At 67.0% G+C, this 25,727-nt stretch carries 24 protein-coding genes and 1 pseudogene; 11 read left to right on the top strand and 14 right to left on the bottom strand.

Features of this window, described 5'->3' with window-relative positions; genetic code table 11:
* The 11 genes from ABIB25_RS26695 to ABIB25_RS26645 all read right to left on the bottom strand — a co-directional run bounded on the left by ABIB25_RS26695 (position 1) and on the right by ABIB25_RS26645 (position 10,992).
* The gene (locus ABIB25_RS26695) at positions 1-1,866 is read right to left on the bottom strand and encodes a proton-conducting transporter transmembrane domain-containing protein (protein ID WP_354531560.1); all 1,866 of its coding nucleotides are present in this window, start codon (positions 1,864-1,866) and stop codon (positions 1-3) included.
* Positions 1,863-2,165 (bottom strand): NADH-quinone oxidoreductase subunit NuoK, encoded by a 303-nt coding sequence (locus ABIB25_RS26690; protein WP_354531559.1) that lies wholly within the window; start codon positions 2,163-2,165, stop codon positions 1,863-1,865. The genes ABIB25_RS26695 and ABIB25_RS26690 overlap by 4 nt, the downstream gene beginning before the upstream one ends.
* Entirely contained in the window at positions 2,162-2,740 is a 579-nt protein-coding gene (locus ABIB25_RS26685) for an NADH-quinone oxidoreductase subunit J (protein ID WP_354531558.1), read from the bottom strand. The genes ABIB25_RS26690 and ABIB25_RS26685 overlap by 4 nt, the downstream gene beginning before the upstream one ends.
* A complete protein-coding gene (locus tag ABIB25_RS26680) occupies positions 2,737-3,678 on the bottom strand; it encodes a complex I subunit 1 family protein (RefSeq protein ID WP_354531557.1) in 942 nt (313 codons plus the stop codon). Before ABIB25_RS26680 ends, ABIB25_RS26685 begins: the two co-directional genes overlap by 4 nt.
* A complete protein-coding gene (locus ABIB25_RS26675) occupies positions 3,675-4,898 on the bottom strand; it encodes a hypothetical protein (RefSeq protein ID WP_354531556.1) in 1,224 nt (407 codons plus the stop codon). The genes ABIB25_RS26680 and ABIB25_RS26675 overlap by 4 nt, the downstream gene beginning before the upstream one ends.
* Complete coding sequence (locus tag ABIB25_RS26670) at positions 4,889-5,215, bottom strand: NADH-quinone oxidoreductase subunit A (protein ID WP_354531578.1); 327 nt, start codon at positions 5,213-5,215, stop codon at positions 4,889-4,891. Before ABIB25_RS26670 ends, ABIB25_RS26675 begins: the two co-directional genes overlap by 10 nt.
* Positions 5,216-5,507: 292 nt before the next feature.
* A complete protein-coding gene (locus ABIB25_RS26665; protein ID WP_354531555.1) occupies positions 5,508-6,803 on the bottom strand; it encodes a polysaccharide deacetylase family protein in 1,296 nt (431 codons plus the stop codon).
* Positions 6,804-6,999: 196 nt separating this feature from the next.
* Positions 7,000-9,327, bottom strand: a complete 2,328-nt coding sequence (locus ABIB25_RS26660; RefSeq protein WP_354531554.1) for a heavy metal translocating P-type ATPase — start codon at positions 9,325-9,327, stop codon at positions 7,000-7,002.
* A gap of 73 nt (positions 9,328-9,400) precedes the next feature.
* Positions 9,401-9,745 (bottom strand): heavy-metal-associated domain-containing protein, encoded by a 345-nt coding sequence (locus tag ABIB25_RS26655; RefSeq protein WP_354531553.1) that lies wholly within the window; start codon positions 9,743-9,745, stop codon positions 9,401-9,403.
* Between the two features lie 46 nt (positions 9,746-9,791).
* Positions 9,792-10,073: a metal-sensitive transcriptional regulator gene (locus tag ABIB25_RS26650; RefSeq protein ID WP_354531552.1), complete on the bottom strand. Its 282-nt coding sequence runs from the start codon at positions 10,071-10,073 to the stop codon at positions 9,792-9,794.
* 535 nt (positions 10,074-10,608) lie between these two features.
* On the bottom strand, positions 10,609-10,992 hold the full coding sequence (locus ABIB25_RS26645; protein ID WP_354531551.1) for a single-stranded DNA-binding protein: 384 nt from the start codon (positions 10,990-10,992) through the stop codon (positions 10,609-10,611).
* Between the two features lie 486 nt (positions 10,993-11,478).
* On the opposite strand from ABIB25_RS26645, the gene ABIB25_RS26640 reads away from it, so the two are divergent.
* Genes ABIB25_RS26640 through ABIB25_RS26610 form a run of 7 tightly spaced genes read left to right on the top strand, consistent with a single transcriptional unit; the run spans position 11,479 to position 18,868 of the window.
* A complete protein-coding gene (locus ABIB25_RS26640; protein WP_354531550.1) occupies positions 11,479-11,829 on the top strand; it encodes a DUF6112 family protein in 351 nt (116 codons plus the stop codon).
* Positions 11,830-11,832: 3 nt separating this feature from the next.
* Positions 11,833-12,555, top strand: a complete 723-nt coding sequence (locus tag ABIB25_RS26635) for a hypothetical protein (protein ID WP_354531549.1) — start codon at positions 11,833-11,835, stop codon at positions 12,553-12,555.
* Positions 12,552-13,763, top strand: a complete 1,212-nt coding sequence (locus ABIB25_RS26630) for a C40 family peptidase (protein WP_354531548.1) — start codon at positions 12,552-12,554, stop codon at positions 13,761-13,763. The genes ABIB25_RS26635 and ABIB25_RS26630 overlap by 4 nt, the downstream gene beginning before the upstream one ends.
* Complete coding sequence (locus tag ABIB25_RS26625; protein WP_354531547.1) at positions 13,763-14,476, top strand: DUF6112 family protein; 714 nt, start codon at positions 13,763-13,765, stop codon at positions 14,474-14,476. Before ABIB25_RS26630 ends, ABIB25_RS26625 begins: the two co-directional genes overlap by 1 nt.
* On the top strand, positions 14,473-15,888 hold the full coding sequence (locus ABIB25_RS26620; protein ID WP_354531546.1) for a TrbL/VirB6 family protein: 1,416 nt from the start codon (positions 14,473-14,475) through the stop codon (positions 15,886-15,888). Before ABIB25_RS26625 ends, ABIB25_RS26620 begins: the two co-directional genes overlap by 4 nt.
* Entirely contained in the window at positions 15,885-17,348 is a 1,464-nt protein-coding gene (locus ABIB25_RS26615) for an SCO6880 family protein (protein ID WP_354531545.1), read from the top strand. Before ABIB25_RS26620 ends, ABIB25_RS26615 begins: the two co-directional genes overlap by 4 nt.
* Positions 17,348-18,868: a putative type IV secretion/conjugal transfer ATPase gene (locus ABIB25_RS26610; protein ID WP_354531544.1), complete on the top strand. Its 1,521-nt coding sequence runs from the start codon at positions 17,348-17,350 to the stop codon at positions 18,866-18,868. Before ABIB25_RS26615 ends, ABIB25_RS26610 begins: the two co-directional genes overlap by 1 nt.
* A gap of 281 nt (positions 18,869-19,149) precedes the next feature.
* Here the strand turns inward: ABIB25_RS26610 and ABIB25_RS26605 are convergent, their stop codons facing one another.
* Both ABIB25_RS26605 and ABIB25_RS26600 read right to left on the bottom strand, forming a co-directional pair.
* Complete coding sequence (locus ABIB25_RS26605; protein ID WP_354531543.1) at positions 19,150-19,515, bottom strand: hypothetical protein; 366 nt, start codon at positions 19,513-19,515, stop codon at positions 19,150-19,152.
* A 103-nt stretch (positions 19,516-19,618) separates the two neighbouring features.
* On the bottom strand, positions 19,619-19,861 hold the full coding sequence (locus ABIB25_RS26600; protein ID WP_354531542.1) for a hypothetical protein: 243 nt from the start codon (positions 19,859-19,861) through the stop codon (positions 19,619-19,621).
* Positions 19,862-20,401: 540 nt separating this feature from the next.
* Between ABIB25_RS26600 and ABIB25_RS26595 the strand changes: the two genes are divergently transcribed.
* Both ABIB25_RS26595 and tnpC read left to right on the top strand, forming a co-directional pair.
* Positions 20,402-21,826, top strand: coding sequence for a type IV secretory system conjugative DNA transfer family protein (locus ABIB25_RS26595; protein WP_354531541.1), 1,425 nt, complete (start codon positions 20,402-20,404; stop codon positions 21,824-21,826).
* Positions 21,827-22,210: 384 nt separating this feature from the next.
* On the top strand, positions 22,211-23,656 hold the full coding sequence (gene tnpC, locus ABIB25_RS26590) for an IS66 family transposase (protein WP_354531540.1): 1,446 nt from the start codon (positions 22,211-22,213) through the stop codon (positions 23,654-23,656).
* A gap of 637 nt (positions 23,657-24,293) precedes the next feature.
* On the opposite strand, the pseudogene ABIB25_RS26585 reads toward tnpC, so the two are convergent.
* Positions 24,294-24,791, bottom strand: a pseudogene (locus ABIB25_RS26585) (DUF8548 family protein); the annotation flags it as partial.
* Positions 24,792-24,871: 80 nt separating this feature from the next.
* Here ABIB25_RS26585 and ABIB25_RS26580 point away from each other — a divergent pair.
* Together ABIB25_RS26580 and ABIB25_RS26575 are read left to right on the top strand one after the other, a co-directional pair.
* Positions 24,872-25,165, top strand: a complete 294-nt coding sequence (locus ABIB25_RS26580) for a transposase (RefSeq protein WP_187091918.1) — start codon at positions 24,872-24,874, stop codon at positions 25,163-25,165.
* Positions 25,162-25,727: IS3 family transposase (locus ABIB25_RS26575; protein WP_354531538.1), on the top strand; the 566-nt coding region annotated here is incomplete at its 3' end. The genes ABIB25_RS26580 and ABIB25_RS26575, both read left to right, overlap by 4 nt.

Here is a 25,727-nt window from a genome sequence, read left to right as displayed (position 1 = left end):
TCATGCCACCCAGACCAGGAATACCGCAGCGGCCAACAGGACCAGCACGGCCTGCAGGTAGTACTGGTAGATCTGCCCGGTCTGCGGGCGCCGCGCCAACCGGCCCAGCCACCCCGCCCCCCGGGCCACCCCGGTCACCGCGCCGTCCACACCGGAGCGGTCCACCCGGTCGGCGAGCCGGGCCGCCGCCAGCACGGCCCGGCCGCTCGCGCCGACCGGCCGGTCGATGACGGCGTCGTCGAACCGGGCCAACGCGGCCGCCACAGCCAGGGTGGGTCTGACGATCACTGCGTTGGCGGCGCCTTCCAGGCCGAGCCAGCCGGCGGCCCAACCCGGCTTGGGCGGCGGCCGCCACATCACCAGGGCGATGACCACCAGGACCAGCACAGCCGATCCGGCCAACTCCACCGCACCCGGCTGCGGCCGTCCCGGGTCGCCGACGGTCGCTGCCCACCGGCCCGCCAGCGGCGGGAACACCAACACCCCCAGGGCCGCGGCGGCCGCCGCCAACGGCACGAGCACCGACTGCGCCGCGGCCGGCACCCGGCGGGTGCCGGTTTCCTCCTCGTCGAAGTGGGCCTTGATTTCCGGCCCGGTGTCGGGGGTGGGCCGCGCCCAGATGATCCGCAGCACCACCGCGGCGTAGGCGGCGGACATCGCCGCGGCGGCCAGCGTGATGACCGCCAACACCGTGGAACCGTCCAACACCGCGGCCAGGATGCCGTCCTTGGTCGCCCACAACGACAACGGCGGCGCCCCGGCCAACGCGAGCAGACCGACCGTGGCGGTGACGCCGACGACGGGCCAGCGCCGCGCCACACCGGTCAGCGCAGGTAACGCCTTGGTGCCCAGCGCGCCCAGCCACGCCCCGGCAACGAGGAACAGCAGCGCCTTCGTGGCGGCGTGGGCGACCAGTTGCGCCGACCCGGCCGCGGTGGCCGACACCCCGGCGGCCAGCACCACGAATCCCAGTTGCGCGGCGGTCGAGGCGGCCAGCAGCTGCTTGAGATCGCGTTGGGCCACCGCGACCGCGCCGAGCACCAACGCGGTCGACGCCCCAACCCAGGCGGCGGCGGTGCCGGCCCAGCCGACGGCGGCCAGCAGCGGCGAGGTCCGCAGCAGCAGGTACCCGCCCATCGCCACCATCGCCGCCGAGTGCAGCAGCGCGCTGACCGGGCTGGGCCCGGACATCGCCCGGGACAGCCAGAAGGAGAACGGCAGCTGCGCTGCCTTGCCCAGCCCGGCCACCAGCACCCCGGCCGCGGCGACATCCCGCCACGGCCCGGTCAGCCCCGGCAGCCGGTCCACATCCATGGACCCGCCGGCCAGCGCCGCGCCCGCCGCCACATACAGACCCAGATCCGCGGTGCGGGTCGTCAGGAACGCGACCATCCCGCCGGCCACCCGGTCGGCCTGTTGCCACCGGAACCCGATCAGCGCATACGAGGTGGCGCCCATGATTTCCCAGCTGAACAGCAGCGCCGGCAGCGTCGTCGCCGCCGCGGTCACCAGCACCGCGGCCAGAAACAGCAACATCAACCCGAAGAACCGGGCCGGCGCCGCGGCGATCCCGCCCTCAGGATTGGCCGCCGCGAACACCAGCACCAGCAGCGCCACCACCGCGACGCTCGGCACGATCACCGCCGACAGGCCGGTCACGGCCAGAGCGAACCGGGCGTCGGCCACGAACGGGGCGCTCACCGCCGGCCCGCCCGCGGCCATCGCGAACGCGTCGATGACCACCCCGGCGCCGACCACCATGCCGATGGCCGGGGCCACCCGGTCCGCGCGGCGGCCCACCACACCCAGCAGTGTCCCGGCCGCACCGGGGACACCGATCAGCAGCCACAACCAGAGCCCGCTCATCCGGACAGGTCCGTGGCCATGTCGGTCATGTCGGAATCACGGGAGCGGTGCAGCAGGGTGGCCACCGCGAAACCCATCGCCATCTCCACGGTCATCGCCGCGATCACCACCAGCAGCACCACCTGCGCGGAGGGGCCGGGGGACAGGAACCAGTAGAAGGCGACAGCGGCCAGGATGACGCCGTTGATCATCAGTTCCAGACCCATCATCACCATCACCACCACCTGCTGGGAGATCGCCCCGAACACCCCGATCGAGAACAGCGCCGCGGCCACCAACAAGACCCCTTGCAGCGTCACCGGCCCACCCCGCCGGGTTGCGGATCGGCCGGCGGCCGGCGGTGCAGGTCCTCGCCGAGCCGGTCATAACGACCCCGGGGCAGGGCGATCACCAGCCCCGCCACCATCGTGGTCAGCAGCACCGCGCTGACCCCGATCATCACCAGCATCTTGCCTTCCATCAAAGCCCGGCCCAGCTCCACGGTGGTGTCGGCGCCCGGCGCACCGGAGCGCGTCGGCCACGGCGTCAACACAATGCCGACCACCAGGACGGCGAACACCGTGATCGCCGTGGCCAGCGACCAGCGGCGGCTGTGCACCATGCTCATCGGCATCAGCGCCGGGTTCATCCCCATGAACATGATCATGTAGACGGCCATGATCGCCATCTCCATCACCATCATCAGCACCACGATCACCCCGACGTAGTTCAATCCGAGCAGGATGACCTGGATCCCGACCGCGACGAACGACAGCGCCAACGCGTAGGTGGCCCGGGCCATCGAATCCACCACGAACACCGCTGCCCCGCCCGCCACCGCCACCGCGGCCAGCACCCAGAACGCGACCCCGACCACCCAACCTCCGCCGATCACGGCAGCACCCCCATGCCCACCAGCACACTGACCAGCAGCAGCTGCAGCAGCGTGGCGGGTATCAACACCAACCAGCCGACCTCCACGAACCGGTCGGCGCGGATCGTCGGCACCACGGTGCGCACCGCAACCAGGGCGCACGCCACCGCCAGCGTTTTGACCACCAACCACACGGCGGCCGGCAGCAGCGGTCCCGCTCCGCCGCCCAGGAACATGGTCGCCGCGGTCGCCGAACCGGCGGTCAGCAACAGGTAACGGCCCGCGCTGACCGACAGCCGGGCGAGCCCGGTCAATTCGCCGCCGACTCCGCCGGCGATGTCCACCCCGGCCGGATGGTTCAGCGGCGGCAGCAACGAGAACCCGACCACGCCGAGGCAGAACACCACGAACGCCACCGGCATCCACACCACGAACCACAGACCGTGTTGCGCTGCAACGATATCGGCGAATCGGAGACTGTGCGCGGCCACCGCCGGCGTGGTGATCGCGAACATCAACGGCAGCTCGTAGGACATCGCCTGGGCCAGGAACCGGTAACCACCGATTAGCGGATACACACTGTTGGGTCCCCACCCGATCAACCAGAACAGCGCCCACACCAGCACATCCAACGCGTTGAACCAGACCAGTCCCACCGCCGAATCGGCCAGCCGGAAACCGGCCAACGGGAGCAGCGCCACCATCAACAGGGCGACCACCGGCAAAGCCACCACCGCGGCCGCGCCCAGCAGCCGGTCAGCGGCCAGCGTCGGGGCCCGGCGCTGACCCAACGCCCGGGCCACCCGCACCCACGGCGCCATCCCGGCCCGCCGCCACCGGCCGGCCCCGGGCGGCGCGGGATCCTCCAACCTCGCGCCCAGAACCGCCGGCACCACGGCGACCACGGCGAAGCCGACCGCCAGCGCCAGCGCCGCCGCCAGGCTCGCCGGGAACGTCACGACGACCCCCCGGAACCGGCCGACACCGCAGCCGGGTGGCTTCCGATCCGGCCGGTCAGGTCGATGTCGATGCTGGCGATGACCAGCCGAGCCGCCCCCAGATCCAGTCCGCAGACCGCATCGCAGACCAGATCCAGCCCGGCCCGAGTCATCGACGCCCTGTCGGGTGCATCACGCAACGCAGCGGGATCGGCCAGTGCGGCGACCATGCCGGACAGGCCGGCCAGTCGCCGGTGCAATCGGTCAAGGACGTCACCGGACCAGTCCAGCGGCCCGCCCGCGTCCTGCGGGGCGTCCTGATCGATCCGGCCCAGGTCCCGCAGCGACCAGCGCAGCGACCGCGACACCTGCCGGGTCAGCTGCCGCAATTGCTCGGTGCACCAGGGGATCTCGGCGTCGTCCAAAAGCCCGTCGCGGACCTGCCGCAGTCGGCGCTCGGCCCGTCGGGCGCCAGCCAGCAGCAGGAGCCAGCTGATCCGGTCCGCGACCAGCGCGGCCTGCTCCCGCCGCGATACCGGCAGCGGCAGAACGCCTTCGGCTTCCAGGCCGAGGGTGTCCGCGTGGCAGTCGCTGATCAGGTCGCCGGCCAGGGTGACCGATAGCACCAGCCCGGCCGGCCATGCCGGCAGCACCGGACCGAGCCGCACCGCCAACACATCCATCTCCAGACCGTCCCGGTCCTGATCACCGCTGGCCAGCGGAATACCACCGGGCCCCGACATGTCCATTCCGCCCATGTCCATATCCATGTCGGAGTGGTCCATGTCGTCGCCTCCCATGTCCATATCCATGGCGGTCTCGGTGTGGTCGCCGTCGCCGTCGCTCATGTCGGTGTCGGCGTCCGGGGCTGCCGGCTGATCGCCGTGCTCGGCTGGGGCCGGCTGGTACTGGGCCGGCAGGGCAGCGACATCACCGGACTGCAACGAGGCGGCGATCTGATCCAGCGCCGCGGCCACTTCACCCGGATCTTGGGCCCGTCCTTCGGCCCGCGGTCGGGGGAGCTGGACGAACAACGCTTGCACCAGCGGTTCCAGCTCCGGGCCGGGTTCCCCGCAGCACAGCAGTGCATCGGCGTCGGCGGCGGAGCCGGCGACCCGCCAGCCGCGGGCCGCCAGTGACCGCTCCGCGGCGATCCGGGTCAGCGCCCCACCGGGTCGCTCGATCAGCATCACATGCACCTCGCGCAGGGCCAGCGCGGTGATCCGTTCTCTCACACCCACCGCAGCGCCCCCTCGCGGTAAGCCCAGAACACCCCGGCCATCAGCAGGGCCAGGAACACGAACATTTCGATCACTGCGCTCGCGCCGACCTCGGCGACCACCACCGCCCACGGATACATGAACAGCATCTCCACGTCGAAAGCCAGGAACAGCAACGTCAACGGATACCAGCGGACGTGGTAACGCGACAGCGCGTGCGCCGCCGGCGGGAAACCGGACAGAAACGGCAACACGTCGGGATCGGTCGCCCGCCCCGCGGTGAACCACCGGTGCGCCCCCCACGCACCAGCGATCCCGGCCAACGCCACCAAGGCCATGCTGGCCAGGCCCATCAACGCCGTCACGCCGATTGCCTCCCGGGACCTCTTTCGCCTCGCCTGCCCCGGATTATACCCCTGGGGGGTATAAATTCGGCGGTGGTGCTCATGACAAAACGAGACGCGGGTATGTCACCGGGTCGGTGGGAAAAACACTCGGCGCACCGGCCGGCAACGTGTCTGGCATTGCGCCACAACGTCGGGTCCGTGTGCCAGGTGATTGTCAGATGTGTGCTGTTTGCGGTGATCTCGTTGCAAGCCTGGAGAGGTGGACGGTGTCGCTCGGCCGCGCTCATTTGATCCGCGGACCCAGTTCCGGGGCTTGGTTCTGCAGCGACGCCAACACGGCGGGGTCTTGCAGTTTCATCCAGGCCACGACATCCCGGAAGGGCACGCAGACAGTGTCCGGTTTGCCGCAGTTGGCCAGCAGGAACCCGCCGAGGGCGGTGGTGTATGCGTTGTTGTTCCAGTCGTTGAAGTGGTTGCCCAGAATCAACGGGGCGCGGTTCCCGGCGGTGGTGGCGTTGTACATGTCCTGGTAGGTGGCCTGTACCTGAGCCGAATCGACAGCGGACTGCGCCGGGGTGACACCTTTGCTGGTCGCCCCCCGTTGGGTGTAGTAGAAGTTGTAGTCCATCGTGACCTGGAAGTGGCTGGTGCCGTGCACCGGGAATTCGGCCATCCCCATCTGCCAGATCTTGTACTGCTTGGATTGCGTCGGCCAGGAGATTCCGCGGCGGGTGAACGAGGAGTCGTAGGTCATGTGGTGTGCTGTCAGGGCTGGGTAGAGCTGCTCCGGTGTGCCCTCCAGACACGGGGTGCGCTCGCCGATCACCTCGCTGGGGCCAAAGGCCAGACCCGGCCCGGGCAGTGCGTTGTTGCTGCGGACATTGGTGATCAGGTTCATGAATTGGTCGAGTTCGTTGTTCCACTGCCCGGTGGACCAGTCGTTTCCGCTGGGTCCGTCGCCGGCGCAGAAGTGGCCGTTGAAGTGACTGCCGATCTCGTTGCCCGACCGGTACGCCTGGTTCAGGTCGGCGACCTGGACCGGCACGTCTGCCGGCGCGGTCCAGCCGACCGAGGATTTCCCCACGCCGTGGCCTGGGCCCTGGTACTTGTCCTTCGTTTTGTCGCTCAGCAGGTACAGCCCGGTCAGGAATCCGGTGAAGTGGAACGGCACCTGGCTGGAGATGCTGTTGAAGTACTGCCACTTCTCGTGCCAGCCGACGCCGTCGAAGCTGACCACGATGAACTGCGGTGCCTTCTGCCCGGGCTTGAGTTTGGTCGGGACGAACCCGTCGGGCTGCGCCCCGGCTACGGGGGCATGTGACGTTGTGGTGGGGTGCGCCGGGGCCGTGATCCGTGGGTGGTTGGTGGCGGGCTGGCTGGTGGTTGCGCCGGGCTGGCCGGTGGGCGTGGTGGCAGCCGAGGGTTCGTGCCCCGCTGCCGCCTTGCCGGTAGGTGAGGACGGCGCGACGGTCACCTGTCGGGTGACGGTAGATGGTGAGCCGGCCTGGCTGGTGCATGCCGCCAGCAGCCCCGCCACCACGGTGAGGGCGATGAAGAACCGGAACGGGCGATCTGTCACTGACAATCTCCTGAGCAACTATCAATCACGGGACCAAAAAGGATTTATCCGACGCGAGCTCGGAGCCGGGTCACTACCCGGCAACGTGGTTCAGAGAGTTGCTCGCCGCGGTGGTGGTGCGGTGGCCTTCGGACACCTGCTGGGTGATCGTTTCGCATCGAGCAGGTCCACTTAACCGCTGCCGATGACGCAGCAGTCAGCGGGTGGGCGGGTCGCTCCTGGCGGGAGCGAAACGCCGAAGCCGCAGGCTGTTGGTGACCACGAAGATGGAACTGAACGCCATCGCCGCGCCCGCGATCATCGGGTTCAGCAGACCTGCGGCGGCCAGCGGAATGGCAGCAACGTTGTAGGCGAACGCCCAGAACAGGTTGCCCTTGATGATGGCCAGGGTCCGGCGGGACAGTCGGATCGCATCTCCTGCCACCCGCAGGTCCCCGCGCACCAAGGTCAGATCAGCGGCCTCGATGGCCACATCGCTACCGGTGCCCATGGCCAGGCCCAGATCAGCCTGGGCCAACGCCGCGGCATCGTTCACACCATCGCCGACCATCGCCACCACCCGCCCCTGGGCCTGCAGGTCCTTGATGGCCTGCACCTTCTGCGCCGGCAACACCTCGGCCATCACATGCTGGGGAAGGATCCCGACCTCAGTGGCAACTTCGTTGGCGACCCGCTGGTTGTCCCCCGTGAGCAGCATCGGGGTCAGCCCCAGACGGCGGAACTGGTCGATCGCCGCATTGCTGGAGGGCTTGATCGTGTCGGCAAGTTTGATCACAGCGACCGGGATGCCGTCGACCGCGACCGCCACGACGGTGGCACCGGCAGCCTCGGCGTCGGTTTTGGCCTGCGCCAGTTGCTGATTCAGCGGACTTGCCCACCGCTCCAGCAGCACCGGCCGCCCGACCAGCACGCCGTGGCCGTCCACGATGCCCTGCACCCCTAGCCCCTCGACGTTGAGGAAGTCCTGCACGGGCGGAAGATCCGGGTGATCGGCTCGGGCCGCGGCGGCGATCGCTCGACCGATCGGATGCTCCGAGGCCGATTCCAACGCGCCGGCCCACCGCAGGATGTGCTGCGTACTCATTTCCGGATCGGTGTCGGCGGTGTCAACGGTGTCGGTGATTTCTATACCGATCAGCGTCATCCGGCCGGTGGTGATGGTGCCGGTCTTGTCCAGCACGATCGTCTCCACCCGCCGAGTTGACTCCAGCACCTCGGGGCCTTTGATCAGAATGCCCAGCTGGGCTCCGCGGCCGGTGCCGACCATCAACGCCGTCGGGGTGGCCAGGCCCAACGCGCAAGGACACGCGACAATCAGCACCGCCACGGCGGCGGTGAACGCCGCCGCAGCCCCCGCCCCGATGATCACCCAGAACGCCAGGGTCGCCACGGCCAGGGCGATGACGACGGGCACGAAGATGCCTGAGATCCGATCCGCCAGTCGCTGCACCTGCGCCTTGCCGTTCTGCGCATCGGTGACCAGCTTCGCCATCTGCGCCAATTGGCTGTCGGCCCCGACCCGGGCGGCCCGCACCACCAGACGCCCACCGGAGTTGACCGAAGCGCCGATCACCGGATCGCCGACCGCCACTTCCACCGGCACCGACTCCCCGGTGATCAACGAGTTGTCCACCGCGGACCGACCTTCGGTGATCTCGCCGTCGGCAGCGACCTTCTCCCCCGGCCGGACCACGAACAGGTCACCGACGGCCAGTTGCTCGATGGGGATGCGGGTCTCCACGTTGCCGCGAAGTACCGCGACATCCTTGGCTCCCAGCTGGATCAGCGCCCGCAGCGCCGCCCCGGCCTCCCTCTTGGACTTGGCCTCCACATAGCGGCCGGCCAGCAGAAAAGTGATGACCCCGGCGGCGGCTTCGAGGTAGATGTTGCCCGCACCGTCGCCGCGGGTCAGGGTGAATGCGAAGGGGTGCCGCATCCCGGTCATCCCGGCGGTGCCGAAGAACAGTGCGTAGAGCGACCAGCCGAACGCGGCCAACGTCCCCATCGAGATCAGCGTGTCCATGGTGGCCGCGCCGTGCCGCAGATTGGTCCAGGCCGCCCGGTGAAACGGCAGCCCGCCGTAGATGACCACCGGACCGGCCAGGGCCAGCGAGGCCCACTGCCAGTTGTCGAACTGCCATACCGGGACCATCGCCAGCACGATCACCGGAATTGCCAGCACCACGCAGATCAGCAGCCGCTGCCGCAAGACCTGGACCGGGTCGGTGGGCGCCGCCGATTCCTGCGGTTCGGTTGCTCGCGGTAGCGGCGGAAGCGTTGCGGTGTAACCGATCTTGACCACTTCGGCCACCAGATCCGCCGGCAGCACCGTGGCGGGGAAACTGACCTGCGCCTTCTCGGTGCTGTAGTTCACCGTTGCTCTCACGCCGTCGAGCTTGTTCAACTTCTTCTCGATCCGAGCCGCGCACGAGGCGCAGGTCATCCCGCCGATCTGCAGGTCGATCTGCTCCTGGGCGACCTCACCGGAAACCGTCGAGGGCAGGACATGGGGTGCAACGGACATCAGCTGCTCCTGATCTGTGGGCCGGTCAACGCGTGAGAGCTCAGAAATTGGTCGGCGCGGCGGCGCGGCCGGTTCAGCGCAGGGAGCCCGGAGTGAAGTGGTAGCCGGCCTCTTCCACAGCAGCGGCGGCGGCGGTCTCGGTGAAGGCAGCGGTGCTGGTGACCACGACATCGCCGGTGGCGAGGTCGATCTGGACGTTCTGCACGCCAGGCACACTGTCGGTCAGTTCGCTGGTGACCGCGCCGACGCAGTGCCCGCAGGTCATACCTTCGACCTGGAAGGTCGTCGTGTAGTACTCGGTCCCTGACCCGAATGCCGGCTTCGAGGTCGTCGTCTGATCATGGGTGCCGCACCCACAACCGCAGCCGCCTTCCTGGGCCTTGGTCGAGGCAAGGTCAAGGTGATGAATCTCAGACATTCTGGTTCTCCTTCGGTGGGTGATCCGTGCGGGGGTCAGCGGGAGTTCACGAGCGGATGAGGCGCGCGATGGCGTCGGAGGCCTCCTTGACCTTGGCCGTAGCCGTGTCGCCGCCCTCGGCGACAGCCTGGGCCACGCAGTGCGCCATGTGTTCTTCCAGCAGCTTGATGGCCACCGACTGCAGGGCCTTGGTCGCGGCGGACACCTGCGTCAAAATGTCGATGCAGTACTGGTCCTGCTCGACCATCCGCGACAACCCACGGATCTGACCCTCCACGCGGGAGAGCCGCTTGATGTAGTCGTCCTTGTGAGCGCTGTACCCGTGCATCTTGCGGTCCTTGTCTGCCCGTTCCTACCCTGACTCCAGTATACGGTACCCCCCGAGGGTACCCCTGGACGGCTTTAGATGGCAGCGTCGGATCCTCACTTCTTTCATCACCGCACCTGCTCTCGCGATGCGGTCATCATCCGCGCCGCCAAGCAGAAGACGCGACCGGCGCGCAACGTTGCTGGCCGTTGGCCCTCGCTGTCAACGCCGCGGCGCGGTGGTCACTGCCGCTGATAGGGCGTCACGTCATGTCTGGTGCGGCAGCGGCGTGAGGCCCCGCGCCCCCTCCACGCACCCGTTCACCGACTTGATCGGCTCGACACGATGCGGAACGGACAAGTACGCCCGCGGACTAACCACCTGCAGGTCGGGCTCAAGCCGCCAAGCTCGGCGGAAGAGATCGCAGCTCTCGGCATGAACCTCAGACGACGAGGACAGCTTCGCTTGGCGTGTAAAGCTTCGTTATCTGCCAAGCACCGATAGGCGCCAAGAGCGATCCAGAGCCGTCTACCAGCTCTCGAGCCCACATCGAGAACTACCGCAGGGCCGAGGATTCCGCATGGGTAAGCTTCGGGGCCAGGTGGACCACGCGGTGGGTGAGGGGGACGGCGATGCGTCGGGCCATGATTTCGCGGGCGGTCCGGGTCACGCCCTCGTTGTCGCGATACTCAGAGATCGTCAACTCGCCGGTGACCAGGATCGGGTCGCCTTTGGCCAGGCTGTTGGCGACGTTCTCGGCGAGGTTACGGAAGGCCTTGACCCAGTAGACGACGGCCGGTCCCCTGGCGTAGGTGTCGTCCTGCTGCTTGATTCGGTCGTTGACGATGACCTTGAAGCGGGTCCATGGCGTACCGGCCTCGCTGTAGGCCAGGGCGGGGTCTTCGGGCAGGTTGCCTTCGATTTCGATATGACTGGACATGGCGGTCTCCGTTTCGTAGGTAGTGCGCTGTTTTGCCGCGTATGACGGCGATTCGATGTGACGTACCCCAGCTACCGGAAGGGTCCGGGTCTGCTGTCTGCTGACCGTTTTTCTTCCCCGCTGGCAAGAGTCGAAGGAAGGGCAAGGAGTCGGGCGGTCAAGGGGCGGCGGAGCCGGTCACGCAGTGACACCGCAGGTGCCCTTGATGGACGGGCGATGGCCCGACAATCGGGAGCCAGCGGGGAAGAAGTATCTAAAAGTGCTGTCGGCCTTGGCCGTCCGCTTGCGGTTGGACGCTCGAGCCCGGAGCCGATCTACCGTCACACCGCGTCTCAGCTTGCTCACCGACGTGCCGCGCCAATCACCGAGGAGAGAGGCGATCTGCAAGAGGCAGTCGCTGCGTAGCCCAGGGGAGTCGTTGTGGCTTATTGGTTCTCGGGGGCCATGGGTCCTCTTGCTGACATCCATGCTCGGACGACTGAGGTCGTGGATCGCGTCAAAGGTGTCTACCTGGCCGGGCCGTTGGACGGCGGGAGCCAGCAGGACATACCGGGGCTCAGCACGTTCAAGGGCATCGTGCTCGGGATCATCCCGTGGGCCCTGGTGGCTTGCGTCCTGGCGTTCATCGTCGGGGCCGCCTTCTGGGCGGTCGGGTCCTTCTCTGGCAACTCCCAGCACTCCGGATCCGGCAAGAAGACGTTGGTCATCTCGCTCGTTGCGGCGCTGCTGGTGGGTGCGGCGGCGGTGATGGTTGGTTGGTTCAACGACCGGGGCAAGGCCGTGGCGGACCCTGCCAGCTCCGCGGCTACAGCGGTCTACGCGACGTTGGACCGCTGAGCCATGTTTGCGGAGTTCTGGGGACGGAACAAGGTGCTGCTCGTTGCCGCGGCCGCGCTGGCCGCGGTCGCAATCGTGGCCACCGTCGCCGTGGTGGTTGTCAGACCCGCCCACGTCGCCTCGCCGACTTCCTCATCGGGGAGCTCTGTCGCGTCAGCTGTCCCGACCAGCACGGCCGCCGTCGGCGAAGTGTTGATCGGTCCCAGCCCGGCCTTACCCACGTCGACGTACGTGCCGGGCAGCGACCCAACGGATTCGACTCTGGTCGGAGGACAGACGAATCAGCTGGTCTTCGCGCAGAAGGTCGCCAAGGCCCTGTTCTCCTACGGACCTGCAACAGACTTCCAAGCCCGCAACGCCGATGTGATGGAAGTGGCGTTGGCGGCTCCGCTGGGCGATTCGGCGGGCCTGACAACGGATCTGCAGCGTTACACGCCAACTGGCGCAGCCCTGACTCAGATCCGCGCGTCCGGCACGACCGCGACGTTCAAGCTCCAGACGGTGGCGATCTCGCAGTGGGCCGCGCGCAAGCTCCAGGACATCGGCGCGCAGTCCGGTACCTACGGCATCGACCTGGTGGGCGAGCAGATCATCACCGCAAGTGGGACGACCCCGGTGTCGCTGTCCGTCTCCATGGGTCTGACTGTCGCATGTGCGCCTGCTGTCGACTTCTGTGGCCTGGACCGAATCCAGGCTGCATTGCTCGGTCAGCCGGCCGCGGGGTGAGCCGCGCCCAACGTGTGGCGACCAGGTGGGCGGTCGGCGCCCTGGTTCCGGCCATCGGAACCGCACTGGTGGCGTTTCTGGTGATCGCCGCCAGCGGGATCAGCGCGGCCGACACGACTACCAGTCCGTCGCCCGGCGTCAACGGGTCGGTGTCATGCACGGAAGCGGGCGCTGTCGCGAATCTGGACCCTGACCAAGCGGCGAACGCGCGAGCGATCGCGAACGTGGCGCTGCATCGGAGCCTGGGCTACCAGGGGGTGGTGATGGTCGAGATGGTGGCCTTCACCGAGTCGACCCTGCACAACGTGACGCACGGGGACTCGATGGGCCCGTCGTCTCGTGGTCTGTTCCAGCAGATGCCGAGTTGGGGGCCGGAGAGCGTGCGGATGGATCCGGCCGGCAGCGCCGGGTTGTTCCTCGACCGGCTGATCAGCGTCTCGGGCTGGCAGAGCATGCCGCCCTGGATCGCGGCTCAAACCGTCCAGGGATCGGAATACGACGGCAAGCACGTCCGCGACGGCGTGGTGCTGGGATTCGGCGACAACTACAAGGCCAACATCCAGATCGCCACTTCCATCACCGCACAACTGCTGAACGCGGCCGGGAACGGATCACCGGTCCAAGCAATGCCGGGCTGTACCCCTGGAGGTAGCGCCGGAGCGCCAAGAGCCCCGGGAACAGTGCTGGTCAACGGAATCGACGTCACCCTTCCCAGCGGGCCCGACGTCGACCCGACGGTGGGCGGGAAGGTCATCAAGGCTCCAACACAAGCCATGGCCCGAGGTTTGGCCGCCGGATTCGCCGCAGTGGGCCTGCCCTACGTCTACGGCGGCGGCACTGACGGTGGCGGCCCAGACCAGGGATGCTCCCGTGCCGCCGGGGCATTGAACAGCTGCCAGGGCGTCACCGGATTTGACTGCTCGGGGCTGACCGCCTACGTACTCAAGCAGGCCGGTTTCACGATCCCGACGAACTCCTCCGGCCAACGCACCGGAGGGGGCCAGCTCGTACCCCGCAATCAGGGTCTACCCGGCGACATCATCGGGTATCAGGGTCATGTCGCCATCTATCTCGGGTCCATCGGCGCGCAGGACTACTTACTCGAAGCCCCCGAGCCCGGGAAGGACGTACACATCCGGGCCGCCTACTGGTCCAACGAGGGCCAGCCGGCCGATCCTGACCTCTACCGATTCTGGTCGGCGACCTGATGGGCGGCACCACCCACATCAACAGCCTGATCAGCCAGATGCTGACCTGGGCCGTCGTTCTCGCGGTCGCCGCGTTCATCGCCTACGGCGCGACCTGGGCTGTGGGCAGCTTGTCCGCGAATACCCAGGCAGCGGGCAGAGGCAAGACGGGCATGATCATCTGCCTCGCCGCAGCGCTCCTTCTGGGTGGCGGTCTCCGCGTCGTCGAATGGACCTACGACTCCGAAGCGCGCAACTTCCGGGCCGATCCAGCTGGCTACACCGTCGACGACTCACCGACTGGTATCGAGGCTTTCACCGTCCTGGACAAGACCGACACGTGGACCCCGCAGATCAACCAGTGGCGCGCCCAGCAAGGAAGTCAGCCGGTGACCACTGAACCAGGTCTGCGGCAGCTGGCCAAGCAATGTGCCCTGTCCCTCGCGGGCAGCCAAGGAGCCTGTCCCAACGATCACCAGTTCAAGCGCTTCGACTACGGCCCAGCAGATCTCGGCAAGCTGTCTGGTTCCCTCGACAAGGATGGAGTCACCACCAACATGAGCCGCGTCATGGAAGCAAACGCCGTCGAGATCGCGATGGTCGCCGTCACCAGCAACGCCAAGAAGACCGGCACCCTGGTCATCGTCGCCGCCTCGAGCCCATGCGGTTCGTGCACCATCGGCCGGGACGCGTTCGTCAACGGACTCATCGTCTCGGTCCAGGCCAACGGATGAACCCGCACACCGCCGGCATCTCGGACTGGCTCTCGGATCAGTCCGACGACATCCTTCGACGGATCGCTGCCGGCACCGTGAACGCCATGAACTGGATGATGCTCAAGGCGCTGGACTTCGTGAACGGCGGCTCGAAGATCAACCTCGGTGCGCAATGGCTCCAGGACATGCTCACCATGATGCGGTACCTGATGCTCCCGGTGGTCGGTGTGCTGTTCGTCCTCCAGGTCGCGACCGCGATCCTCTCGAAGTCGCCCTCGGACCTGTGGCGCGCAGTCGGGGGCAGCGTCCTGGGCGTACTCGTCGGGGCCGCGGGCGCATTCCTCGTCGCGTCCGTTCTCTTCGTCGTCGACGAGTTCTCCAACTATGTGCTGGGCGACGCGCAGGTGCAGGCGCAGCTGGCGATGCAGCGGGCCTTCGCGATGGACGGCTCGATCGACGCCGCAGGTTGGCTCATCGTGATCGTCATCGCCGGACTGGCGTTGGTGGCCTTCGTCATGGTCATCGTGGTGTTGTTCCTGCGCAAGGCAATCGTCATCGGGACGGTGGCCTTCGGCCCCTTCGCCGCGGCCGGTCTGGCCTACGGTCACACCAAGTCTTGGGTGGTCCGATGGGCGGAAGTTGTTTTCGCACTGGCGATCTCGAAGTTCGTCATCTCCGTCATCCTGACACTGGGATTCTCCGCCATCTCGTCCTCCATCACCGGCGACACCAGCGACGCCCTGGTCGGGGCCGTCTGGATCTTCCTCGCCGCGTTCTCACCACTGTCGGTGATGAAGTTCGTGTCGTTCGCGGGCGACCGCATGTCCCAGGCGCACCAGGTCGGCAACGGCAGTCTGCAGAACGCCTCGTCGGCCGGTGGCGCGACACTGGGGGCGGCGGGTGCGATCGGCGGTATCGCAGGCTACGCGGCCGGAAAATTCGGCGGCGGCCGCGGAACTGGCGGCAGCGGTGGCCCTTCCGCTCCGACCTCACCATGCTCGGCGGTCGGTCAAGGCTTAGGCGGGCCCGGTGCCGCCGAAGTGTCCGGCGGTGCGGACGAGGGTGCCGCGGCTCCGGTGATGAGCACCGCTGGCCCGGGCAGTAGCACCGCAACGACTGTCATGACCCGAGGTGACGGCACCGGCAGCCCGGACCTGCCCGGGCAGATCGCGACCGGCAGAGTCTCCGATAACGGAGCCGCTGCAACGGCTGTGGCGGGCGATACCCAAATGGGCAGCACAGTCGTCCCGTTGGCAGCTATGAGTGTCGGCCCAGTCGGCGTGGCTCCAATGCGGCCGCCTGACGTCGCAGGTGCTCGTACGGACGCGCGTGGGCGTGGCGAGACGCCTGACCGTTCTGCGCCGATCAGCGATCCCCCGCCGAACGGTCGACACGGGTTCCGGATGAATCAGCAAGGAGAGTTGGCGTGAGCACCACAACCATCACCGAGGATCGCACCAAGCCCCGGACAGCCCGTTTCGGAAGACGATCTGCCCGCGGCTTCTTCATGGGACTGACGGGGGCGCAGGCAGCCACTGTCCTGGCTGCAGTACTGGTCGTTGCGGTGACACTTGCGGTCCTCGGCGTTGGTGCGGCGCTGAAAGTGCTTCTGCTGGTGTCGCTTCCCCTTGGACTGGTGGCAATGCTCCGCCGCGACGGCGTGCCGCTGGTGGAGTGGATTCCGATCGCTTGGCACTTTGTCCGGCGGCGGATGACGGAGCAGTCAGGTTTTCGAGCCACTGCAAAGCCTCGGCCGACGGCCAGCCTGCTGCTTCCCGGCGAGTCGGCCCGACTCCGCTGGATGACCTCCTCCGACGGCTCAGTCGTCGTTCACGACCCCTGGACAGCCGGGTACACGGCAGTGGTCCGCGTGCGGGAGCCCGCGTTCCTGCTGATGGAGGCAGAGAGCCAGGACGGCCAGATCTCCGGGTGGGGTCGGGTGCTCGCCGGCCTGTGCCAGGCCGACGTCATCCGCTACGCGCAGGTACTCGAGTACTGCGTGCCCGATTCCGGCGACTCGCTCCGAGACTGGTGGCGGACCCATGGCCAGCCCCTCAACGGATTGGCCGGGGAACACTACGAGGAGCTCATGGCCGTCGCCGGCCCCGTGTCCTCCCGCAGTGAGTCGCTGGTGGCCATCACCCTCGACGGCAAGAAGGCCCGGGCGCTGATCAAGCACGCCGGGGGCGGCCACGCAGGGGCACTGTCCATCCTCGCCGGCCAGCGACGGATCGTCGACGGTGCCCTGACCGGTGCGTCCCTGGCCGTCGAGGGTTGGCTCACGCCGGAGGAACTTGCCTACGAACTGCGCTGTGCTTACGACCCGGCTATCCGACCCGTGCTCGACTATCACCCGCGGGCGGGACGGGACCTGGACGACGCCGGGCCGTTGGCGATCGAGGAACACTGGGACTACCTGCGCAGCGACAGCGGTTTCCATTCGGTGCTCTGGCTGGCGGAGTGGCCCCGCAGTGCGGTGTACCCGACGTTCCTGGCGCCGTTGATCCTGACGCCGGGCGTCCAGCGTCGACTCACCCTGCTGTACGAACCGATCCCGATGCGGCGCGCCATGCGCGACATCCGGATGGCCAAGGCCGAGCTCGTGTCCGACGCAGTCACCAAGTCCAAGATGGGCCAGGTCGCCGCGATCTCCGATGCCGCAGAGATGCGTGACGTCCAGGACCGAGAAGCTGAGATGTACGCCGGACACGGCGATATGGGCTACGCCGGACTCCTGTCCGTCACAGCTCCGACCCTCGACGAGCTGACCGTCGCCGTCGGCGTCATCCGACAGGCGGCCATCCAAGCCGGCTGCGAAGCACGAGTTCTGGCCGGCCAGCAGCCGCAAGCGTTCATCGCAGCTGCGCTGCCGCTCACCAAGGGATTCTGATGGTCAAACACACCACCCGATCCGGCGGCCTGTTGCCCGCCGGCACCGGCAGTTGGGCCCGCCGGACCGCCCGGCGGACGTGGACCGAGGCAGCCCGATCGCTGGTCGCCGACGAGATTGCGGCCGAGAAAGCAACTCGGGCCGCGGTTCGACAGGACCGTGTCACCGAATTCAGGGCACGCACGCCGAAGGCGGGGGAGAAGCGACCCTGGGCCGCCCGCACCACGAAGTCGCTGAAGCTTCCGCAGCACCGGTCGACCACGGCGACCCTGGCGGTGGCCTACCCGTTCCTGGCCGAGGGTGGGCTGGGAGCCGATGGCATCTTCATCGGACGGGACTCCTTCTCCGGAGCCTCCTTCTGCTACGACGGCCTCGAGCTGTACAACAGGACACCGCCGCTGGTGTCCAACACCAACATGCTGCTGGCGGGCAATATCGGTTGGGGCAAAACCAATCTCGCGATGGCCTACGCAACTCGGAGCATGGCGTTCGGCCGGCGGGTACATGTTCCCGGCGATCCCAAGGACGACTGGGTGCGGCTGGCGCTCGCCGTCGGTGGTCAAGGCGTTCGGCTGGGCAAGGGACTGACGACGCGCCTCAACCCACTCGACGGTGGCGTGAAACCGGCCGGCATGGATGACAAGACCTGGCAGGACGTCGTCAAGTCTCGCCGGCAGAACCTACTGATCGCACTCGTTTCAACCGCTTCGCCGAAGATCGCGCCGCTTGATCCATTGGCGGTGTCCGCCGTCGAGGTCGCACTGGCCGCGGCTGCGCGGCGGCAGCCGGACCCCGAACTGGGCCACGTGGCCTATCACCTCGCGCACGTGGACACGCAGGACGCGACCGACGCCGGTTACTCGGCGGACCTGCTCGCCGGAACCGGCCAGCAGGTCTATGCGGTCCTCACATCCCTGGTCACCGGCAGTTTGGCTGGCCTGTTCGACGGCCAGTCCACCGTGCGGTTCGACCCGAACGCACCGATGCTGGCCGTGGGATCTGCCGCACTCGGGGACGACGACCTCCTGCAGTCGCTCGTGATGTTGTGCTCCTCGGCGTGGGTATCCGCGTCGGCCCGCGATGTCGGCGGCGGGCACGTCATCAAGATCTACGACGAGGCCTGGCGGATCATCGGCACCGAAGCGCAGCTCGACCGGATGAACGCTGACCTGCGCCTATCTCGAGCGTTCGGCGAGTCCAACATGATCATCATGCACGCGCTCTCCGACCCCGACAAGGTCGGCAATGTGGGCTCGGCTGCTGTGCAGAAGGCCCGCGGGCTGCTCTCCCTCTGCGATACCCGAGTCGTGCTCCGGCAGGCGCCCGGCGAATTGGACCGGGCCGTCAGCGATCTCGGGATGACCCAAGCCGAAAGGGACGTGGTCGCCGGCGTCGGAAAGGGCGAAGCGCTGTGGAAGCTTCCGACACGGTCGTTCCGCGTGCAGACAGTCCTGACGCCAAGAGAAAAAGCCCTGTTCAACACCGACGCCCGGATGACCGTGGATGGAGAAGGCCGATGAAGTTGTCGCTCGGAAGGAGATCGTCGAAGGCAACGGTCACGGCTGACCCTCCGCGTACCGCCATCTCCGGTAGCCCGAGGATCGGGACGCTTGCGCGAGTCGTGGCGGGCGGGACCGTCTCCGGCGCAGCGGAACTCGGCGGTTCAGCCGTGGTGGTCGGAGAGGCGAGAGTCTTGGACCATGCCCGAGTGCGCGAGCATGCCGTGATCACCGGCCGCGCGGTCATCTCCGGTTCAGCCACGGTCTCCGGGTGGGCATCAGTCTCCGACCGAGCCCAAATCTCAGACGAAGCCTGGGTTTTCGGCCGCGCAGTCATCGAGAAGCAAGCCACCGTCTGCGGCCGGGCTCAGGCCTTCGGCGACGCCAGGGTGAGTCGGACGGCGGTCGTTGGTGGCGATGCGTGGGTCTATGGCCAAGCTGTCGTGACCGACCTTGCCGCGATCAGGGGCCGGGCACGAATCGGCGGCCAGGCTTGCATCCGCGGCGACGCGATCATCGACGGACCGGTCCGGCTTGGTGGATTCGCGATGGTCGGGCACCTGGCGCACATCGCCGAGCGGAGCCACTTTGCCATCCAGCAGCTTCCGTGGGGCGGCTGGGTCACCTTCTACCGATGCGTGGACGGATGGGTTGGCGCCGGGATGCATGCCGGGCAATGGTGCGGCCCGCTACCCCGGAACCGCATGCTGCCCGAGCTGGCTCATCTGGCCGACCTTGTTTCTGAGCTCGCTGATCGCTGGCGCATTGGGCCTACCAGCGGGACGACCGAACTGCCCGCCGGCCGATGAAGACGACCAGGAGAAAGACCACGACGATCAAGAGGACAACGCCCACCACGAAAGCTACATACGCGGCCGCGGCGAGCAATGCGATGCGGAACAGCCACCGAAGGACCACGGCCGGGGCCCGGGTGCGCGCCGGCGAGTCGATGCGGGCACGACGGAACTCCGTTGGTCGCTCGTGTGGGGCGTTCATCATGGTCTCTCGATTCATCGGTCCGGTCGTCTCGAATGCTGCCACTCGGCACCGACAGCCTGACGGTAGTGCCGCCGTGCAGTTCAAGAATGCCGACCAGCAGCAGGGCGGGCATCCCGGACGGTGGAGTAGCTGATGGGGTCGTCGGCAAAACGCCCCGTACGTTCGTCTCCGGGCGTCTCGACATCGGATCTCACCTTGATCATGGTGGTTGCGTTCGGTGTGGTGATCGTGGGCGGACTATGGGTTGGCGGCCAGACCGCCTCGGTCGTCAGCGGCCACGGCTGGGCGCGGGGCACACTCCTCGCTGGCGTCAATGCATTGTGGCACCGCGGTTCGCCAGGGACGGCCTGGCAGTCGACCATGCCCGCGGCGGGTCTCTACTGGGGTGCCGCGGCCGGGCAGCTGGCCCTGCTGGTGGCTGGCGCTGTGGGGGTCGTAATTGTTGTGCGGCGTCGTACACGAGCTCAGCGGAGGGTTGGCCAACTCGCTGCCCGGCCAGGGATGGCGACCGCTGGCGATATCGCCCGGCACGTTGGGCAGCGGCCACTGAAGAACATGTCGGCCGAGTTGAGGCCGACGACACCGAAGAACGACCGGTCCCGGCCCGAGCAACTCGGTTGGCGGTGGGGGCGGGCCCGTGGGGTCGAGGTGTGGACCTCGGTTCGGGACGCGGTCGTGCTGCTGGGTCCGTCTGGCTCGGGCAAGGGCGTTTACGCCGTGAATGCGCGGATCCTTGATGCGCCCGGCGCGGTCGTGGCCACGTCGATACGGCCGGACGTCCTACAGATCACCATGACGGCGCGGAAGGAGCGAGGTCCGGTCGGCGTCATCGCAGCCGATGGGTCGGCGGGTGACATCCCCGAGATCGTCAAGTGGTCACCCATCTTGGGAGCCCGGGATGGTTCGGTGGCTACCGCACGGGCGACGGTTCTGTCCTGTGGGTCGTCGTCAGGCGTAGAGCACGCCTCCTTCTGGGAGGACTGGACGCAGAAGGTGGTGAAGACCCTTCTCCACGCAGCTGACTGGGGTGATTCTGGAATCGACGATCTCTGGCGATGGTCGCAGTCGCCCTCCGCAGCCAGGGCTGCGGTCGAGATCCTCGAGCAGCTCGAGGGCAACTCGCACGGGTATCGGCAGGTAGAGCCTGGCTGGGCCGCAACCCTGGCCTCTGTTGTCGACGGCGACGAGAAGTTCCGCGGGAACGTCTGGGCCGGCGTGGCCAAGGCCCTAGCGGGCTTGGATCTCTGGGACGTGCGGCGCAGGTTCGATCCCGCCGAAGGTGAGCAGTTCGACCCGGCCGAGTTCATCCTCAGCAGCGGGACGCTCTATCTGCTGGCCAAGGAGGACGATCCTGCGTCGCGGCTCCTGCAATGCCTGGTCGACGACATCGCGAGAGTCGGAAAGTCGATCGCAGATCGTTCCCCGAACGCCAGGCTGGACCCGCCTCTGACACTTGTTCTCGACGAGATCGCGAACTTCGCGCCGCTGCCGGCGCTACCGACATACGTGTCTGGCTACGGCGGATCCGGCATGGTGACGATGGTCGTCATCCAGGGCAGGTCCCAGATGGCTCGAACATGGGGATCGGATGCGGCGAAGGCGATCTGGGACTCCGCCACCATCACGGGCATCCTCGGCGGGGTCACATCGGCGGAGGACCTCAGAGACTTTAGCGCCATCGCCGGCCAGCGGGATGAGCTCTCCTGGCAGGGATCGACAGGACACGGCGGCGGAGTCTTCGGAGGCGGCCAAGGCCGCAGCTACTCCGAGCACGTTACCCAGCGGGCCGTTCTGGACGAGGGTGAGATCCGCGGCTTGCCTGAGGGAACGATGCTCATGTTTTACAAGGGCATGGACCCGATGCTGGTGCATATGACTGCCTACTACCGTCGCAAGGACGCGAAACGGTTGGCCGCCGGTCGGTTGGCGGTCCAGGAGTCATGGTCGCTCGGAGAGAAGCCGACAGAGGTGCAGTCATGACCGGGTTTTCTCCGCTCGGCCGGCGAAGGTACGCTGCCACCCCTCATTCATCGGCTATATCTACGATTATAGGTACATGGTCGGATAGTGAAGGGGTGGTCAATACCCAGTCGGCGGCCGACCCGACGGTAACCTCCCTCAGTCGTGAGGTCCATGCCTGGGGTATGAACACGTAATCGACGTGATGTGCTGGCAGATGGGAAGCCAGGCCGCGACGAAAAAACGTGGGCTGCAGTTCTGCGCCTTGACCTTCGCTGAACCATTGATGATAGGCACTAACGAGGCGATGTTGTTCAGCCGCCAACAGATTTCTAGGTAGCTATTCAGCTGGGTAGGTCGGCGTGTCCTTGTCGTAGGTGAAAGCCGCTGCGGGATAATGTATTTGTGGCCGCATCGATCGAGCAGGAGCTTCGTGATCTGGTCGCGTCCCAAGCGGAATTGATCGCCATGCTGACCGCCCGAGTCGCAGAGCTGGAACGCCGGCTGGGTGCCGATTCGTCGAACTCCTCCCGCCCGCCGTCCTCGGATTCGCCGTTCACGAAGAAGCCGGCCAAGGCCCGCTCCTCCCGCCGGGCCAGCGGCCGCAAACCCGGCAAGCAGAACGGCGACCCCGGGGTATCCCGATCCCTGTCCGATCACCCGGACCAGGTCATCAACATCGACCCCACCACCTGCACCGGCTGCCACGGCTCGCTGACCAGCACCGCAGCCCGGATGGTGGACCGCCGGCAGATCGTGGACCTGCCGCCGGTCGCCGCGCCGGTCATCACCGAATACCGCCTCGGCGCCACCACCTGCCGCTGCTGCGGCGTCACCACCACCGCCGACTGGACCGACAACACCGACATCAACACCGACGTCCTTTCCACCCCGGGATCGCCGGTGCGGATCGGCCCGGCGGCACTAGCGATGTGCGCCTACCTGACCTGCGCGCACTACCTGCCCATCGGCCGGGCCAACACGCTGATGGAAACGTTGACCGGGCTGCACCTGGCCACCGGATTCACCGCCCGAGCCCGCCGCCGCGCCGCCAACAAGCTGATCGGCACCTTCCTGCCGCACCTGCAACAACTGCTGGCCACCGCGCCGGTCCTGCACGCCGATGAAACCACCGGCCGCGCCGACAACGCGCTGGCCTACGTGCATGTGGCCTGCACCGAATACCTGACCCTGATGCACGTCGGCGGCCGCAGCAGCGCCGACATCGACCACGGCGGGGTCCTGGCCACCTTCACCGGGGTGCTGGTCCGAGACGGCTACGCCGGTTACGAGCACCTCCCAGCCCTGCACGCCTGGTGCGGCGCGCACCTGCTCCGCGACCTGCGTTCCATCTCCGACGCCGACCCCACCGGGCAGCTGTGGGCCACCGCAATGGCCGACACCCTCACCGCAGCCCACCGCGCCGCGCTCGCTGCCCGCAACACCGGCCTGGACCGCCTGGACCACACCACCCTGGCCACGATCATGAATCACTACCTCGGCGCGCTGGCCAAAGGCCGCACCGACAACCTCGGCGACCACAGCGAACTCGCCCAGCACGCCCGGACCTTGCTCCGCCGGTTCCACCGCTACCAAGACATGATCCTGCGGTTCACCACAGACCTGACGATCCCCTGGACGAACAACCAAGCCGAACGTGACCTACGACCAATCAAAATTCAGCAACGCACCTCCGGAGGATGCTGGCGCACCCTGGCTGGACTCATCGAATTCGCCACCGTCCACTCCTACCTGGCCACAGCCGGAAAATGGGGCAAAAACAAGCTCGACGCCCTCACCGAACTATTCACCACCGGCCCCTGGCTACCCCCAGCCCTCACACCCAGCTGAATAGCTACATTTCTAGCGTGATTCTTCTCCGGCGTGCCTGGTCGATCCCAAACGACCGAGTGGTTGAAATCTCCTGCCATGATGATTGGTTGATCCCAGTCAACTGTTTCCAGCGCTACCGCTGGCTGCGGCCAAGAACCAGGTCCGGTGTTGTTATGTGCGCGGTGATTCATCGCCCAAACACCGAGCAGGTTGAAGCTCGTCGGGCCGGTCACGGCGGCCGGAATGACCCACTCCAACGTCGGCCCACTGATCGGTGGGGCACCCAAGCGATAGTCACCGAAAGAGAACAAGCCGATGCCTTTGTGCTGGTTTCGGCCGGCCCACAGCATCGAATTCCAGGGCGGTGGCTCAGTGCGGACCCGCTTGGTCAGCACTGCTTCATTTGCGCACTCGGAGATTACGGCGACGTCAGGCCGCAGCATCTCGAGTAACACCGACAGCTTGTCATGAAAGCCTGTGGCTGCATTCCAAACCACCAGTCGCATCTTCGATCTCCCGTCCTGTAGGTTTGAGATGGCTCTCGGCTACTTGACAAGGTTCCACTTGAAGTAGGTCTGATCAGTGGTGGCCGGCCGAGTCGGGCTCGGTCGAGCACCCGCAGGTGGTGATGACTGGCAAGATGAGCCAGACCTGCCTACCCCCTGCGAGGGACTCGCTGCCAGCTCCAGATGGCGTGGTCGAGGGCAGTGGCTGTCAAATGAAGAGCGGCCGCCGCCTCTATCACCGCACTCTGGGCGAACAGTGCCGTCATCTTCTTCCAGTTCATGCCCAAAGCATCGGCCACGAATCGCTTGATCATTCGGTCGGGCTTTACCCCATCAACCCCCGCCAACATCAGGCCGTACCTCCAGGTAATTCCCGAACCTTGCCCAACGGCCTTCGTCCAGACCTCTTCCGCATCGGCTAGGCGATCAGGGTCCTTGGCCGCTTCGCGGGGGTCGGCGGTCGATCTGATTCCGAGCGAAGCGAGACCTTCGGCGATGGCCAACATCGCTACGGGTTTCACGGGAGCGTTACGGGCGGTTGATGTCTTGTGACCGGTCCCGATCTTGATAGCCCACATCTCAGCGGTACCTTGCTCGGCGAACGTTGCCAAAAGTTCGCCGACGCCATCGGTCGATCCGTTTCCGCCCTGTGTCGACCTGGACCGTTCCCGCTTCGGTGGACACCCTGCGAGGTTGCTGCAGCTCCTGAGGCATAGGAGACTGACTGATGGGTTCGACCCGGAGGAGCTTCACCGATGAGTACAAGCGGGATGCGGTCTCGTTGATCGTCGACGGCGGCCATACCATCGGCGAGGTCGCCAGGAAGTTGGACATCTGCGACACGTCGATACGGAAATGGGTGAGCAAGATTCAACCCCAGGGGGAACCGGCTGCGGAGAAACCGTTGACCGAGTCGGAGCGGACCGAGCTTGCTCGGCTCCGCAAGGAGAACGCGAAACTGGAATTGCAGCTCGAGTTCGCAAAAAAAGTTTCGACCTGGTTCGCGAAAGGCCAGCAGTGATCTTCGCTGCCATCGCGGACTGGGCTGATTCCAGGGAGTACGGCGTTGCGTTCATGTGTGCGGAGCTGGGTGTGTCCACGGCCGGCTATTACGCGTGGCGCGGCCGGGGACCGTCGGCCCACGAGGCGGCCGACGCGGCGTTGACCGCCGAGATCAAAGTGGCCTTCCGGGCGTTGCACGGCAACCCGGGGGTGCGGCGCATGTGGGCGCATCTGACGTCGGTGGGTCACCGCATCTCGCCCAAGCGGGTGTACCGGCTGATGAAGGCCGCCGACCTGCAGGGACGGCACCCTCGGGCGTGGAAGGTCACCACCGTCGCAGGTGACAACCCGGCGCCGGCGCCGGATCTGATCGGCCGGAAGTTCACCGCGACCCAGGCCAACACCCGCTGGTGCGGTGACATCACCTACATCAAGACGTGGGATGGGTGGGCGTACCTGGCCACTGTGATCGATCTGCACTCGCGGGCGTTGGTCGGCTGGGCGTTGGACACCCATATGCGGACCAGTCTGGTCACCGACGCACTGTCGATGGCGCTGCGCAGGCGTCAGCCCGCCGGCGG

It is taken from the genome of Nakamurella sp. UYEF19 (genome assembly GCF_040546275.1).
GTDB lineage: Bacteria > Actinomycetota > Actinomycetes > Mycobacteriales > Nakamurellaceae > Nakamurella.
The sequence above is the reverse complement of the archived record's forward strand: the minus strand, read 5'-3'. Positions and strand labels throughout refer to the sequence as shown.

Excerpts from the sequence above, each read along its gene's own strand:
- ABIB25_RS26695 (WP_354531560.1), bottom strand. The coding sequence starts at position 1,866 with ATGAGCGGGCTCTGGTTGTGGCTGCTGATCGGTGTCCCCGGTGCGGCC.
- ABIB25_RS26670 (WP_354531578.1), bottom strand. The coding sequence starts at position 5,215 with ATGGCCTTGGTGGCGTTGGCCGGGATCGCTGGTGCGTGGGGGGCGCAC.
- ABIB25_RS26660 (WP_354531554.1), bottom strand. The coding sequence starts at position 9,327 with ATGTCCGTTGCACCCCATGTCCTGCCCTCGACGGTTTCCGGTGAGGTC.
- ABIB25_RS26655 (WP_354531553.1), bottom strand. The coding sequence starts at position 9,745 with ATGTCTGAGATTCATCACCTTGACCTTGCCTCGACCAAGGCCCAGGAA.
- ABIB25_RS26650 (WP_354531552.1), bottom strand. The coding sequence starts at position 10,073 with ATGCACGGGTACAGCGCTCACAAGGACGACTACATCAAGCGGCTCTCC.
- ABIB25_RS26645 (WP_354531551.1), bottom strand. The coding sequence starts at position 10,992 with ATGTCCAGTCATATCGAAATCGAAGGCAACCTGCCCGAAGACCCCGCC.
- ABIB25_RS26635 (WP_354531549.1), top strand. The coding sequence starts at position 11,833 with ATGTTTGCGGAGTTCTGGGGACGGAACAAGGTGCTGCTCGTTGCCGCG.
- ABIB25_RS26625 (WP_354531547.1), top strand. The coding sequence starts at position 13,763 with ATGGGCGGCACCACCCACATCAACAGCCTGATCAGCCAGATGCTGACC.
- ABIB25_RS26620 (WP_354531546.1), top strand. The coding sequence starts at position 14,473 with ATGAACCCGCACACCGCCGGCATCTCGGACTGGCTCTCGGATCAGTCC.
- ABIB25_RS26610 (WP_354531544.1), top strand. The coding sequence starts at position 17,348 with ATGGTCAAACACACCACCCGATCCGGCGGCCTGTTGCCCGCCGGCACC.
- ABIB25_RS26605 (WP_354531543.1), bottom strand. The coding sequence starts at position 19,515 with ATGCATCCCGGCGCCAACCCATCCGTCCACGCATCGGTAGAAGGTGAC.
- ABIB25_RS26600 (WP_354531542.1), bottom strand. The coding sequence starts at position 19,861 with ATGAATCGAGAGACCATGATGAACGCCCCACACGAGCGACCAACGGAG.
- ABIB25_RS26595 (WP_354531541.1), top strand. The coding sequence starts at position 20,402 with ATGTCGGCCGAGTTGAGGCCGACGACACCGAAGAACGACCGGTCCCGG.
- ABIB25_RS26580 (WP_187091918.1), top strand. The coding sequence starts at position 24,872 with ATGGGTTCGACCCGGAGGAGCTTCACCGATGAGTACAAGCGGGATGCG.